Here is a 14,127-nt window from a genome sequence, read left to right on the forward strand (position 1 = left end):
GAAAAATATTCTAAAGATATAAAAAAGTTACTTAGTAACTATGATAAATATATATATATTATAAATGATTCAAACCTAACATCTGATGAATTAGTATTTAATGAAAATATAAGTGAAATTATATCCGATACTTCGACTACATTAATAAATGCACATTATATTAGAAATGATATAAAAATAAAAACATATGCGAATTTACTAGAATGTAAATATAATGTGAAAATAAATACAAGAATATCAATATTTAAAAAATTAAGGGAACAGGGGATAATAGAGGATTTTAGTATTATGTAAAAATAAATAAGAGAAAAGTACACTTTATATAAGAATTATAAAATCAAAATTATATAAATTAATAAAGAAAATATGACCTAAGAATAATAAATTATATGTAAAGTAGTAACTTTAGGACTTCTAATTAATAGAGATGATATATATTATAGTTTAATGATTATTTTATTAAAGGTTAATAAAACATTTATAGTAATTAATCTTTTTAGAAAGAAGTTAAAAATGGATTAAATCTTTAAGTATAAGAAGTTTATAGCTATACTTCTTATACTTAATTTAAAAAAGGGAGAATTAGTATGAAATACAACAAGAAATTTCTAGCTATAATACCAGCTAGAGCAGGAAGTAAAGGAATTAAAGATAAAAATATTATCAGTATAAATGGTAAACCATTAATAGCATACTCCATAGAAGCTGCTCTTAAATCTAAGTATATAGATAAAGTAGTAGTGACAACTGATGGACAGAAAATAGCTTCAGTATCAAAAAAATATGGAGCAGAAGTTCCATTTATTAGACCAAGTTACTTGGCATCCGATAAATCAAAAACAATAGATACAGTTATGCATTGCATAGATGAAGTTAAAAAATTAGGTGAAGAGTATGACTATATGGTTTTATTACAGCCAACACAACCAATGAGGGAAGCATTCCATATAGATGAAGCTATAGAACTTATATTAGAAAAAGATGAAGAAGCATTAGTTAGTATTTCAAAAGTAAAAGAACATCCAGTTTTAATGAGGACTATTGATGAAGATGGTTACTGTAAAAACTTATTAAATGTATCAAGTACAGTGAGAAGACAAGACTTCCCAGAGTTTTATAAAGTAAATGGTGCTATATATATAAATAAAATAAATGAAAATTTAAATTTAGAAACAAGTTTAAATGATAATAAATTAACCTATATAATGGATGAGAATTATGATGTAGATATAGATGAAATGCTTGATGTACATATAGCAGAAATTTTGCTAAAAAATAGATAGGAATGGTTGATTTTTTTAAAAAAATATTATATAATTAAAGCCTATGTACTTTTTTAGGCTTCTGGAATAGGAGAGAAAAATGAGTAAATTTACAACTATTGATATGATAGTATTAGTTGCATATTTAGGATTAGTACTATTTGCGGGAATGGCATTTTCTAAAAAAAATTTAAAAGGAAAAGAATATTTTAAAGGTGATGGGACGATACCATGGTGGGTAACATCAGTATCTATATTTGCAACATTATTAAGCCCTATATCTTTCTTATCAATTGCAGGAAATTCTTTTAATGGGACTTGGTTATTATGGTTTGCACAATTAGGAATATTTATAGCAGTTCCATTAACAATAAAATTTTTCCTACCTATATATAGTAGGTTAGGAATAGATACAGCATATCATTACTTAGAAGTTAGATACAATGATAAAGGTCTTAGAATATTAGGAGCTTTAATGTTTATAGTTTACCAAATAGGTAGAATGTCTATTATAATGTATTTACCTTCAATCGTATTATCAAGCCTTATAGGTATTAGTGTAAATGCTTTAATAATAGTAATGGGTATAATAGCAATAATTTACTCTTATAGTGGAGGATTAAAGTCTGTATTATGGACAGATTTTATACAAGGAGTAGTGTTAATATCAGGAGTAGTATTTACCCTAATATTCTTAGCATTTTCAATAGATGGTGGAATAGGTGAAGTATTTAAAACTTTACAAAATGGTAAATTTATATCAGAATCAGAAGTTTTATTTGATCCTAATATATTAAATAGTAGTGTATTTATAATTTTAGTTGGATCAGGCATAAATACTTTTTCTTCATATATATCGAGTCAAGATGTAGTTCAAAGATTTACAACAACAACAGATATTAAACAATTAAAGAAAATGACATATGGAAATGGAGTATTATCAATAGGAACAGCTACAGTACTATATTTAGTAGGTTCTGCATTATTTGTATTCTACAACCAAAATCCAGAGTTATTACAAAATGCACAACAAGATCAAATTTTTGGAACATATATAGTTAATCAACTACCAGTTGGATTATCAGGACTTGTATTAGCGGCTATTTATGCAGCAGCACAATCAACTTTATCAACAGGTCTCAACTCAGTTGCAACAAGCTGGACATTAGATATACGAAGTTCAATAAATAAAGATATGCCATTGGAAAAACAGACTAAAATTGCAAAATATATATCTCTTGGAGTAGGTATAGTTACAATAACTGTATCAATAGTTATGGCTAATAGTGAAATAAAATCAGCATATGAATGGTTTAACAGCTTTATGGGGTTAGTATTAGGGGTATTAGCAGGTATATTTGTACTAGGAGTATTTGTAAAAAACGCAACTAGTATAGGAGCTTATTCAGGATTCATAGCATCAGCATTTATTGTAATAAATTTAAAGTATAATCATCCAGAAGTTACATCATGGTGTTACTCTATAGTTACGATAGTAACATCTTGTGTAGTTGGATATATAGTAAGTTTAGTACATAATAAAATAAAACAAAATAATAATGAAAAAATAAATAAACTGTCTGTTTATGATTCAGATATAGCTTAGTATATAAAGGATATAAAAATATGAAAAAGCTTTATAAAATAATTGATTATATATTATCTATACCAAAAACTATATATTTTAATTTTAAGCAATTACCACTAAAAAAGCTATAAAATTACCTGTATCAGTATCACATAGAGTTTTCCTAGAAACAATTAAGGGTAAAGTTGTATTAGATGGTAATATTAAAACCGGAATGATAAAAATAGGATTTTCAACTCCCGGGATATTTGACTATAAAAACAAAGAACAGTTTGGAGCGTTAATGGAACTATTGTGTTTAAAGGATCAGCGTCAATAGGAAGTGGTAGTAAGATTTGTATAGATCGAAAAAAAGGAAAAATAATATTTAGTGATAATTTTGTAATAAATGCAAATAGCCAAATTTGGTCTAGAGAAAAAATTAAGTTTGGTAATAATAATTTAATATCTTGGGATAACATATTTATAGATACAGATAGACATAGTATATTAGATATAGACTCTGAAAGAAAAGTAAATAATGATAGAGAGATTATAATAGGAGATAATATTTGGATTGGATGTAGATGCACTATACTTAAAGGTTCTGAAATTGATAACAATACAGTAATAGCCGCGAATTCAGTTATAAATAGAAATTATGCAAAACAAGAGAATGTTATATTAGGAGGTAACCCTATATTAATTAAAAAGTATAATATTCGTTGGGTTATGTAAAAAAGTAATATTAAAAATAAATTAACAGTAATTTATATTAGGAGACATAAAAATGAGTAATATAGCAAAATCAACTATAGGACTTATGATAGCTACTATAATAGCTAAAGTGCTTGGGTTTGGAAGAGAATTAGTTTTAGCTTCAACATATGGTGCATCTATGTATAGTGATGCGTATATTACAGCTATGAATATACCGATAGTTATATTTGCTGTCATAGGAACCACATTAGGAACAGTTATTATACCAATGTATTTTGAAGTGAAAAATGATTTAGGGGATAGGAAAGCATTAAGTTTTACCAACAATGTATTTAACATAGTAATAGCTGTATGTATTTTTCTAGCTATACTAGGTTTTATATTTACAGAGCCATTAGTAAAAATATTTGCTATGGGATTTGAAGGGGAAACTCTTAATGTGGCAATTAATTTTACAAGAATAACTATAATAGGAATAGTATTTACAGGATTAAGTTATGTTATGACTGCTTATCTTCATATTAAGAATAACTTTACTATTCCAGGGCTTATAAGTGTACCTAAAAATATAATAATAATAACTGCTATAATACTTAGCGTTAAGTATAATCCATATATAATGATATGGGGAACATTAATTGGTATAGCAATAGAATTTATATTTCAATTGCCATTCGCAATAAAAAGTGGATATAAATATCAACTATATGTAAATATAAAAGATAAATATATAAAAAAGATGTCTTGGCTAATACTCCCTGTGTTAATAGGAGTTGCAGTTAATCAGATAAATACTATGGTAGATAGAACACTAGCATCTACGCTAGTAGAAGGAAGTATATCTGCACTTAACTATGCAAATAAATTAAATGGATTTGTAATGGCATTATTTATAACATCTGTTGCTGCTGTTATATATCCAATGTTATCAAAATTATCAAGTGAAAATGATAATGAAAAGTTTGTAAGTTCTATGGTACAAAGTATTAACAGTGTAATACTATTAGTTATACCTATATCAGTTGGTGCTATGGTTTTGGCTACTCCTATTGTAAAGTTATTATTTGAAAGAGGAGAATTTGATTCTAGAGCAACAAGTATGACATCTATAGCTCTTATAATGTATTCAATCGGTATGGTAGCATTTGGACTTAGAGATATATTAGGGAAAGTATTTTATGCATTGCAGGATACTAAAACACCTATGGTAAATGGTATGATTGCTATGGGGATGAATATAGTACTTAATATAATATTAGTTAATTATTTGCAATTAGCAGGATTAGCTCTTGCTACGAGTATATCGGCTATAGTATGTATATTTTTATTATTTGGAAGCCTTAAGAAGAAGATTGGATATTTCGGACAGGATAAGATAATAAAAACTACGGTTAAGTCTATTATATCATCAGCTATTATGGGGCTTATAACTTATTTTACATATAGTATGATAAGTAATATATTAGGTATAGGATTTTTAAATGAAGCTATATCATTAGCTGTATCTGTAGGGATTGGAGTTATTACATATGGAGTATTAGTTATAGTTTTAAAAGTTGATGAAGTTAATATCGTAACCAATATAATGAAGAATAAGTTAAATAAAGTTGCATGATATTGTTAAATATTATTGCATAGGAAGAGACTAATATGAAGTAAGTGTTAGTCTTTTTTCTATTTTACTCAAAGATAAAAACTGAATTAGAATAGAAATATCATATTAAGTATTTCATTTTATCTAAAATATATACCATTGAATTATATATAGTATATTTCATGAATAATAAAATAAATAGTATAGATAATTTAGAACTTTAATACAATTACTTTAAATTAAAATATTTATAAGGGATTATTTAAAAAAAATAGTTTACTTGATATATAGTTTTAATTATAACAATAGATTAATTCACATATAAGGTATTTATAAATTAAAAACATAAAATACATGTATTAAATTTATTATTCTTGTTAAAGATTAAAATATAATTCTTAATTTTATTTTTATTTATCAATTCTTTTTTTAGCAACGGAAAGAGTCGTTGGTGATATGAGCAAAGCGAATTTTATATAAATTTTTATTGTAAAGTTAAGACTAACAGGAGCGGAATGTTAGCCTTTCTTTATGCCTTTTTTCTAAATCATATAAAAAATAAAATCAATTAAAAGAAAATACAAAAAACAAGTAAAAAATTACTCATAGCTACAAGATATGACAAAATTTGCTTTATTAATAAAGTAAAATAGAAAAGTATTAAGTTTAGCTAAGGAGAATACATGAAAAGTAGTTATAAGTTTAATTTAAATAAAAAAGAAAATAATGGGATATTAGTACCTTTAGAAGAAGATTTTAATATACTATTTGAAATAAAAAGAGTGTTTTATACATATAAGGTACCAAATAATGAATCTAGAGGTAATCATGCATATTTTAAAACAAAACAAGTTTTAATATGTGTTAGTGGAAGTGTTGAAGTAAGGTGCTTTGATGGAATTAAAGAATCTGTATATAAGCTAGATAATCCATCACAAGGAATATACATAGATCCTAAAGTATGGAGGACTACATATAATCACTCTGACGATTGTGTTGTACTTATAATATCATCTAATAGTTATGATGAAAGTGACTATATAAGAGATTATAAAAAGTTTTTGGAGGAAGTAAAATGTATATAGCTTTTTATATATCATCACATGGATTTGGTCATATGACTAGATGCTTATCAATAATAGAAAATATATTAAGTGTCACAGATTATAAAATATACATAGCATGTGATAAACCTCAAAATGGTTTTGCAAGAAGTTATCTAGAAAAGTATAAAGAAAGAATAATATACAGAGATATAAAAACTGATGTAGGGTTGGTAAATAAAAACGATAGTCTTGAAGTAGATAAAGATAAATTAGAAGAAGAACTAATGAATTTCATAAAAACGTGGGATGAAGTTGTATTAGATGAAATTAAGACATTAAAGAATTTAAAAGTAAAGTCAATAATAACAGATATAAGCCCAATAGGATGTTTAGTAGGAAAAATATTAGAATTAGAAACAATATTAATAAGTAATTTTACATGGGTAGAACAATATGAATATTTAAATATAGATAAAAATATCATCTCATTTTTTAGAGGTGCTTATTCCTATGTAAATAAATTAATAAAATACGATTTATGTTTACCAATAGATAGTGTAGTTTGTAAGGACATAGAAGACGTAGGATTTATATGTAGGAAGATTAATAAATCTAAAGTTGCAGATATACAGTCAAAATATGGTGAGAGTATATTTATAACTTGTGGTAAATCAGCAAATTTAAAGAGTATAAATATAGAAAACTTTAATGGAACTATTTTCACCACTTCAGGTATAGATATAAATAATACTGAAGGAGCAGATATTATAAGACTACCACTTGATGTAAAAGATACGCAAAACTATATAGCTGCAAGTAGTTTAGTAATAACTAAGGCTGGATGGGGAACTATAGGTGAATGTCTTATAGGTCATACTCCTATGGTGCTTATAGAAAGAGATAGTGCTAGAGAAGATAGCTTTAGTATAGATAATATAAAGAAAAGAAAACTTGGAATATCTATGAAAGAAGATACATTAGGGACTATAGATATTTTAAAAATAAAAGAGCAGTTAAGGAATAATATAGATTATAAAAAGCTTGGCGAGTATACAAATGATATAGATAAAGTAGTCCATTTAATAATAAATAATAAATAGACTACTTAAATTGAGGGAGTAAAAATGAGTAAAATATTAAAATTGAATCCGTACTATAGTGAGAAGATATGGGGTTATGAAAATTGGAGTTTATCTACCCATAAAAATGGACATTGTACTATAGAAAATAGTGAAGAAACTTTATTAGAAAGAGTAGAAAGTGAGCTACCAATACTTATAAAGGTAATTAAGGCAAATGATACTTTATCAGTACAAGTACATCCAGATGATGAATTTTCACAAAAACATGAAAATGATAATGGTAAGACTGAGTGCTGGTATGTGTTAGAAGCAAAGGAAGATGCATCTTTAATATGCGGTATAAAAGAAGGTCATAATAAAGAGAGTTTCTATAAAGTTATAGAAGATGGTAATATAGAAGATAACTTAGAAAGAATAAGTGTAAAAGTTGGAGATATGATATATATACCAGTTGGAACAGTACATGCTATAGAGGGCGGATTTAAGTTAGTTGAAGTTCAACAAAGTAGTGATGTTACTTATAGAATGTATGACTGGGGAAGAGGTAGAGAATTACATATTGAAAAGTCTCTAGAAGTAATTGATTATGAAGGTAAGAATAAGGGTGGAAAGATAGAAAACTTTAGTAAGTTAGAAACTCCTTATTTTACAGTTGAAAAAATATGTGTAGATAAAAATTATAAGGATAGTGTTAATCATGATTTTCATTCATATACAGTTATAGGTGGTAATGGAAGTATTGTGAGTGATGATCAAGTTATAGAATTAGTAAAAGAAGACACTGTGTATATACCAAAAGGTGTTGATTACACTATAAATGGAGATATAGAACTACTAAAAAGTTATGTATAAATTTAGATGATATTTGATTAATTTTTTTATATATTTTTTATTAAAAGATAAGGCTAACATAAGTAAAATGTTAGTCTTTCTTTATGCAAAAAATCACTCACCAAGATAAATCCTACTACTAAGAACAGGACCAAATCTATAAAGCTCAGCTTTATAAACCTCATGAATCTCACTAAAAACAAACTCATCTTCACAAACAAAAACAACAAAATAATCCAAATCATCAACATCACGATGGCCTGAAAAACTAAAATAAAAATCAGCAAAATTACTCTTAACAAGTTTAAATAAATAAGGATGAGTAGAACTAGAAACAACCTTAACATCAATTCCAATAACAAGATCCTTATCTCCAAAATAAACATAATCTAAAACACACTTACCACCAACTCTATGCTTAAGAGTTAACTTATCAGGAGTAACATCTATACCGTACTTATTAGAAATTTCTTCACAAATTTTAACCAAACCATAATACTCCAAATCTCTAGATTTAGCCTTATTCATAGCTTTATTATCACTATTGCTATCAACATGAACAGGATTAATCCCAAATAAATCAGCAATACTATAATAATCCAATTCTAAAGCATTACAAATTTTAAATAGAGTAGAAGAACTAGGATGCTCCCTTTCACCATTTTCTATTTTAGAAATCTCCGTATGACTAATACCCGCAATACTAGACAAACCTCTAAGAGATAACTTCTTACTTAATCTATTCTCTTTTAAAAACTCCCCTGGATGAGTGTATTTATCATCTAACTTCATAATTTAGCCCCTTTGTATACAATTCTTAATAAAAGTATAGCACATAAAAGTATGAAAAATATAATTTAATATCAAAAACTATCAAAATTAAAAGGATAATAAGAAATTGAACTAATGTTCTTGTTTACATGTAATTTATTTAAAATTACAGTTGACACTAGAAATGAAAACGTATACATTTATATTAAGCAATGGGAATTTAAATTAAAAAATTATGTAATTAAGAGGGGGATTATGTAATGTCATATTATTGTATCAGTGGGAATGTACTAAAGTTTGATGTATCAGACACAAAAAAGTTAGGGTTTCATCATTTAATAATAAGAGCAGAGAATATAGAAAGGTTAAAAGGAGAGTTACCAAGAGGTTATTTTAAGATTACAAGTAGAGTGGTAGCAGAAGCATTAAATTTAAGTAATAGTACAGTACATAGACTAACAAAAGAATTTGAATCATTAAATATAATTAAATGTGTTAAAAAAAGCAAAAGTATTACAGAGGCATCAATATATGAGTACATTTTTGACTATTGCAATGAAACGGTATCTGAAACGGTTAGTGAACCGGTAGATAATGGAATACAACTAAGTGATTTCAATGAATTAAGACCTAATGATAAAAGTCAAAATGAACAAGTAGATGAAACAGTTACTGATACATTAAAAAAAGAAGTTTTAAAAAGAAAAGATATATATAGGCTTGTTATTAATAGATTAAATGAAAGAGCTAATAAGAATTTTAAACCAACATCACAAAAAACTCAATCACACATCAATGCAAGACTCTTGGAAAAATTCACTGTAGAAGATTTTTATAAAGTTATAGATACAAAATGTGCTCAATGGAAAGATAGTAGTATGGATATATTTTTAAGACCTCGTACTTTATTTGGTACAAAGTTTGAAGATTATTTAAATGAGCACAAATCACCAACCCCTGAAGTTGATAGTAATAGTCCTTGGAATCCATCGTTTAATTATGATTAGGATAGTAGGGAGAAAATATTATGTCTAGTTTATTAGTTTCAGTTCAAACTGAGCAGTCTTTTTTAGGATGTATATTATTAGATAATAGTTTTGATTATAAATTAGAAGAAGTAAGTGAAGATTATTTTTCTAATGAATATACAAGAGCAATATTTAAGTCTATGATAGAGCTTAAATCTGATGGGCTTAGTATAGATTTAGTAAATGTAGCAGAAAAGCTTAAGATGAAGAAAGTAAATTTAGAGTTATCTTATTTAGTAGATTTAACTTCTATTTGTAAAACTTATAGTATAGATTCATATGTACATACTTTAAAAGAAAAGTATGTAAGAAGAACTTGGGCTGAGAAGTTTCAAGTAACTTTAAATAAAATTATGTCAGATGAAGATTTAGATTCAACGATTTTTAAGTTTGAAAATGAAACTAAGAATGTGTTTTATGAAGATACATATAAGGATGATATATCTTCTATAAGTCAATCAATAATGGATTTATTAGAAGGTGGAAATATATCTAATATAAAGTTTGGTATTAAGTTTTTAGATGAGGTGATAGGTGGAATATATAAAGGAGAGTTAACTACTATAGCTGCAAAGTCTAGTGTAAGAAAAACTTCTTTAGCACTTCAAATAATGCTTAATGTTTTAAAACAAGGTAAGAAAGTTTTGTTTATTACCCGAGAAATGTCAAAAGAACAAATACTTATGAGAAATTTAACTAAAAAGACAGGAATAAATACTAATAAAATGAAATCAGGCAATATTGGTGCCGAGGAATGGAAGTTAATAGTCGAAGTCCTATCACATATGAATAAAGATAATTTAATCTTTATCAACGATAAAATCCACACCGTAGCACAAATCAGAAAACGTATAAGACAAATCAAACCAGATTTACTAATAGTAGATTATGTTCAATTAATGACTCCAAGTAATAACTTATCAAATAGAGAAAGAGAAGTAGCTGGAATATCTAGAGATTTAAAAAATATTACATTAGATTTTAATATGAGTGTAATTCAACTTAGTCAGTTAAATGATGAGATGAAAGATTTTAGACCAATGGGAGAGAGACCTATGAGAGAGTCAAAGGCTTTGTTTCATGATAGTAATAATGTGCTTTATATTCATGAGCCAAGTGAAGGTGATTTAGAAGAGGCTGCTAGAAAATTGGGAAGAAGTAAGGATAGTATATTAAATGCTAAGCAAAATGGAATAAAGTTAGTAGAAGTTATAGTTGCAAAGTGTAGGGACGGCGAGAAGAAGTTTAAGTATTTTGCTTATAATGGATCTAGACTTTATTTTGAGGAGTTAAAGGAGAATATGGGAGGATATGTATGTTAGATAAGTTGAAGTTGGAGGATATACCAGAGCAGTTTAGAGATTTGGCAGAGGTTATAGGTCTTGATGCTTATAGGAAGTTGATTAGATATGCTGGTGGTATGAGTATTTATATTCCTGTTGAGTATCGTGTTACTAGAAATGTTAGGGATAGGATACTTAGGGAAACTTTTAGTGGAGATTATAAGTCTTTTTCTAAGGCTTATAGAATTAGTGAGGGTCATTTGAGAAGAATTATAAATAGTAGATAAATATTTGAGGGGGATTATTATGAAGAAGATTTTAAAGGGAAGATCTAAGGAAGTTAAGATTACAGCTCCTATTGGTAGTGCTGAGTATGGTAGGCTTGTTAAGGAGTTATATAGTGATGTTGTGAGTGAGACTAAGGTTTTGGATGATGATTTGTATGAGAGTATTTGTAGGTATGATGAGATTGTGGCGGATATTTCTAGGTTGAAGTTGGAGAAGGATAAGATTGAGCATACATTGATGGGTGTTATGAAGGAAAGTGAGACTGCTTTTGTTAAGGAGAGGAAGGTTACTTGGAAGAAGAGTTCTAGGAGTAGTTTTGATTCTAAGAGGCTTAGGGAGGAAGATCCTGAGCTTTATGAGAGGTATTGTCGTGTTGTTAGTAGTAGGTTGTTTAAGATTAAGTGATTTAAAATTTAAACTATATAGAATTCAATGTTCTTATAATAAAAAACGAGTGATAAATTTCACTCGTTATTTTTTATAAGTATGTATAGATAGTTAGTAATATTAAGTTTATTAATAATAAGCTTAAGTTAAATTTTAAATGAATGGATATACATATATCTAAAATTTCTACTATGGTTAAGTCATTTCTATTAAATTTATTGGATTTTATAATTATCTTAAATATGAGGTAGGTTATGATTCCAATAATGAATAAAGTATATAAGAATATAGTAACTAGCCCAGTGAAGTATATAAATACGTTTATAATAGCAAAGAATATTCTGCAAGATATAAATAAAAGTATGATTGTTAGTAGAGTCATACATAGTATACTAAGTAGTTTGATTTTTATATCATTCTTATTTTTCATAATAATCTCCTTATAGGTTTCTATATAAATATTATTTAGTGTATAAATTTATAACTAATTTTTTAACATATTAATTAAAATAAATAATGATATATTACAAAAAATGACAATTTTCTCCTTGCTGATAAAGTATAATAAAAAAGATTTTTAACTTATTATGGGAGTTTATTAATAAAAGGAGAGTAAATATGTCAGTATTAGTAACAGGAGGAGCTGGATATATAGGGAGTCATACAGTAATTCAGCTTTTAGAAAGTAATAAAGATGTAATAATAGTTGATAATTTTTCAAATAGTAATCCTATAGTTCTAGATAGAATAAAACAAATAACAAATAAAGATTTTAAATTTTATGAAATAGACACAACTAATCAAGAAAATCTAGAAGTAGTATTCAAAGAAAATGATATAGATTCTGTGATACATTTTGCAGCATATAAAGCAGTAGGAGAATCCGTTGCAAAACCATTAGAATACTATACTAATAATATAATAAATACATTAAGCGTATTAAATTTAATGAAAAAATATGATGTGAAAAAATTTGTATTTAGTTCATCTGCAACAGTATATGGAGATCCTCATACATGTCCAATAACAGAAGATTTTCCATTAAGTACAACAAATCCATATGGAGCAACTAAATTAATGATAGAAGATATGCTAAGAGATATTGCAAAGGCTGATGCAAGTTTTAATGTAGCTATACTTAGATACTTTAATCCAGTTGGTGCACATAGTAGTGGTTTAATAGGGGAGGACCCTAATGATATACCTAATAATTTAATGCCATATGTATCGCAAGTAGCAGTAGGTAAATTAAAAGAATTAAGTGTATTTGGAAATGACTATAATACACCTGATGGAACTGGCGTTAGAGACTATATACATGTAGTTGATTTGGCAAATGGACACTTAAATGCTCTTGATAGATTAGATACTAATTGTGGTCTTGTAACTTATAATCTAGGAACAGGAAATGGATATAGTGTTTTAGATATGGTAAAAGCATTTAGTGAAGCTAGTGGTAGAGAAGTGGCTTATAAAATAGTTGATAGAAGACCAGGTGATGTCGCGATGTGTTATGCTGATCCTAAAAAAGCTAATGTAGAGCTTGGATGGAAAGCTCAGTATGGAATAAAAGAGATGTGTGAAGATGCTTGGAGATGGCAAAGTAATAATCCTAATGGATATTCTAATCCTAGTGAAGCGTTATAATAAGTAAAGAATACTATCTATATTTTTAGATAGTATTCTTTTATTTTATATAAAAAATAAGTTAAAAATACAATAAACGACAAAATTTTATTTTAAAAAAAGGTATAATAGAAAAAGTATGATGTTTAATAAAGTATAAATATTTGGAGGAATTATGTATTGGAATACATAAAATTAATGTTTTTCTCTATGGTGCCAGTAATAGAGTTAAGAGGCGCTATACCATTAGGAATAGCAATGGATTTACATCCAGTTTATTTATATTTATTCTGCTTACTAGTATCAACAATAGTTGCAGTTCCTATAGTTTTAGTATTTAGACAAGTAATAGATTACTTAAGACATAGAAAATACTTTAACAAAATAGTAAGATGGATAGATAATAAAATAGATGGTAGAGCAAAGAAGCTAAAGTCAGCGAGTATAATAGGTCTTATATTGTTTGTAGGGGTACCACTACCTACAACTGGATCTTGGAGTGCAGCAGCTTTAGCATCAATATTTAAAATGAGGATAAAAGATGCTCTTATGGGCATATTTATTGGAAATGCTATGGCAGGGATCATAGTATCCGGATTAGCACTGCATATAATATAATAAGGAAGAATTATTTGGAGGATA

At 26.9% G+C, this 14,127-nt stretch carries 15 protein-coding genes; 14 read left to right on the forward strand and 1 reads right to left on the reverse strand.

From position 1 onward, the window contains the following. From EIH23_RS16415 to EIH23_RS15465, 8 genes are all read left to right on the forward strand, one after another. Positions 1-294: polysialyltransferase family glycosyltransferase (locus EIH23_RS16415; protein WP_164489101.1), on the forward strand; the 294-nt coding region annotated here is incomplete at its 5' end. Between the two features lie 293 nt (positions 295-587). After that, positions 588-1,283 (forward strand): acylneuraminate cytidylyltransferase family protein, encoded by a 696-nt coding sequence (locus EIH23_RS15435; protein ID WP_122641314.1) that lies wholly within the window; start codon positions 588-590, stop codon positions 1,281-1,283. A gap of 79 nt (positions 1,284-1,362) precedes the next feature. Next, entirely contained in the window at positions 1,363-2,868 is a 1,506-nt protein-coding gene (locus EIH23_RS15440) for a sodium:solute symporter (RefSeq protein WP_122641315.1), read from the forward strand. A 276-nt stretch (positions 2,869-3,144) separates the two neighbouring features. Then, the gene (locus tag EIH23_RS15445; RefSeq protein WP_164489102.1) at positions 3,145-3,567 is read left to right on the forward strand and encodes an acyltransferase; all 423 of its coding nucleotides are present in this window, start codon (positions 3,145-3,147) and stop codon (positions 3,565-3,567) included. Positions 3,568-3,619: 52 nt separating this feature from the next. Beyond that, the gene (gene murJ, locus EIH23_RS15450) at positions 3,620-5,164 is read left to right on the forward strand and encodes a murein biosynthesis integral membrane protein MurJ (RefSeq protein WP_122641317.1); all 1,545 of its coding nucleotides are present in this window, start codon (positions 3,620-3,622) and stop codon (positions 5,162-5,164) included. A 662-nt stretch (positions 5,165-5,826) separates the two neighbouring features. Then, positions 5,827-6,228, forward strand: coding sequence for a sugar 3,4-ketoisomerase (locus tag EIH23_RS15455; protein WP_122641318.1), 402 nt, complete (start codon positions 5,827-5,829; stop codon positions 6,226-6,228). Further along, positions 6,219-7,289 (forward strand): glycosyltransferase, encoded by a 1,071-nt coding sequence (locus EIH23_RS15460; protein WP_122641319.1) that lies wholly within the window; start codon positions 6,219-6,221, stop codon positions 7,287-7,289. The genes EIH23_RS15455 and EIH23_RS15460 overlap by 10 nt, the downstream gene beginning before the upstream one ends. A 24-nt stretch (positions 7,290-7,313) precedes the next feature. Then, the gene (locus EIH23_RS15465) at positions 7,314-8,123 is read left to right on the forward strand and encodes a type I phosphomannose isomerase catalytic subunit (protein WP_122641320.1); all 810 of its coding nucleotides are present in this window, start codon (positions 7,314-7,316) and stop codon (positions 8,121-8,123) included. Positions 8,124-8,216: 93 nt separating this feature from the next. Here EIH23_RS15465 and EIH23_RS15470 read toward each other — a convergent pair whose 3' ends face one another. Then, positions 8,217-8,894 (reverse strand): helix-turn-helix domain-containing protein, encoded by a 678-nt coding sequence (locus EIH23_RS15470; RefSeq protein WP_122641321.1) that lies wholly within the window; start codon positions 8,892-8,894, stop codon positions 8,217-8,219. Positions 8,895-9,133: 239 nt separating this feature from the next. Here EIH23_RS15470 and EIH23_RS15475 point away from each other — a divergent pair, with 239 nt between their 5' ends. The 6 genes from EIH23_RS15475 to EIH23_RS15500 all read left to right on the forward strand — a co-directional run bounded on the left by EIH23_RS15475 (position 9,134) and on the right by EIH23_RS15500 (position 14,103). Then, positions 9,134-9,880, forward strand: coding sequence for a conserved phage C-terminal domain-containing protein (locus tag EIH23_RS15475; protein WP_122641322.1), 747 nt, complete (start codon positions 9,134-9,136; stop codon positions 9,878-9,880). A gap of 20 nt (positions 9,881-9,900) precedes the next feature. Further along, positions 9,901-11,223 (forward strand): replicative DNA helicase, encoded by a 1,323-nt coding sequence (locus EIH23_RS15480; protein ID WP_122641323.1) that lies wholly within the window; start codon positions 9,901-9,903, stop codon positions 11,221-11,223. Next, a complete protein-coding gene (locus EIH23_RS15485) occupies positions 11,217-11,471 on the forward strand; it encodes a Mor transcription activator family protein (RefSeq protein ID WP_122641324.1) in 255 nt (84 codons plus the stop codon). The genes EIH23_RS15480 and EIH23_RS15485 overlap by 7 nt, the downstream gene beginning before the upstream one ends. 19 nt (positions 11,472-11,490) lie before the next feature. Continuing rightward, positions 11,491-11,877 carry a hypothetical protein gene (locus EIH23_RS15490; protein ID WP_122641325.1) on the forward strand — a complete coding sequence of 129 codons (387 nt, stop codon included), beginning with the start codon at positions 11,491-11,493 and terminating at the stop codon, positions 11,875-11,877. A gap of 600 nt (positions 11,878-12,477) precedes the next feature. Further along, positions 12,478-13,506 carry a UDP-glucose 4-epimerase GalE gene (gene galE / locus EIH23_RS15495; RefSeq protein ID WP_122641326.1) on the forward strand — a complete coding sequence of 343 codons (1,029 nt, stop codon included), beginning with the start codon at positions 12,478-12,480 and terminating at the stop codon, positions 13,504-13,506. 159 nt (positions 13,507-13,665) lie between these two features. Beyond that, complete coding sequence (locus EIH23_RS15500; protein WP_122641327.1) at positions 13,666-14,103, forward strand: COG2426 family protein; 438 nt, start codon at positions 13,666-13,668, stop codon at positions 14,101-14,103. The last annotated feature ends 24 nt before the right edge of the window (positions 14,104-14,127 follow it).

Source organism: Romboutsia sp. Marseille-P6047 (assembly GCF_900604535.1).
GTDB lineage: Bacteria > Bacillota > Clostridia > Peptostreptococcales > Peptostreptococcaceae > Romboutsia_E.

Coding starts and splice junctions, on each gene's coding strand:
- EIH23_RS15460 (WP_122641319.1), top strand. CDS start 6,219: ATGTATATAGCTTTTTATATATCATCACATGGATTTGGTCATATGACT.
- EIH23_RS15475 (WP_122641322.1), top strand. CDS start 9,134: ATGTCATATTATTGTATCAGTGGGAATGTACTAAAGTTTGATGTATCA.
- murJ (WP_122641317.1), top strand. CDS start 3,620: ATGAGTAATATAGCAAAATCAACTATAGGACTTATGATAGCTACTATA.
- EIH23_RS15470 (WP_122641321.1), bottom strand. CDS start 8,894: ATGAAGTTAGATGATAAATACACTCATCCAGGGGAGTTTTTAAAAGAG.
- EIH23_RS15455 (WP_122641318.1), top strand. CDS start 5,827: ATGAAAAGTAGTTATAAGTTTAATTTAAATAAAAAAGAAAATAATGGG.
- EIH23_RS15465 (WP_122641320.1), top strand. CDS start 7,314: ATGAGTAAAATATTAAAATTGAATCCGTACTATAGTGAGAAGATATGG.
- EIH23_RS15440 (WP_122641315.1), top strand. CDS start 1,363: ATGAGTAAATTTACAACTATTGATATGATAGTATTAGTTGCATATTTA.
- EIH23_RS15490 (WP_122641325.1), top strand. CDS start 11,491: ATGAAGAAGATTTTAAAGGGAAGATCTAAGGAAGTTAAGATTACAGCT.
- EIH23_RS15485 (WP_122641324.1), top strand. CDS start 11,217: ATGTTAGATAAGTTGAAGTTGGAGGATATACCAGAGCAGTTTAGAGAT.
- galE (WP_122641326.1), top strand. CDS start 12,478: ATGTCAGTATTAGTAACAGGAGGAGCTGGATATATAGGGAGTCATACA.
- EIH23_RS15435 (WP_122641314.1), top strand. CDS start 588: ATGAAATACAACAAGAAATTTCTAGCTATAATACCAGCTAGAGCAGGA.
- EIH23_RS15480 (WP_122641323.1), top strand. CDS start 9,901: ATGTCTAGTTTATTAGTTTCAGTTCAAACTGAGCAGTCTTTTTTAGGA.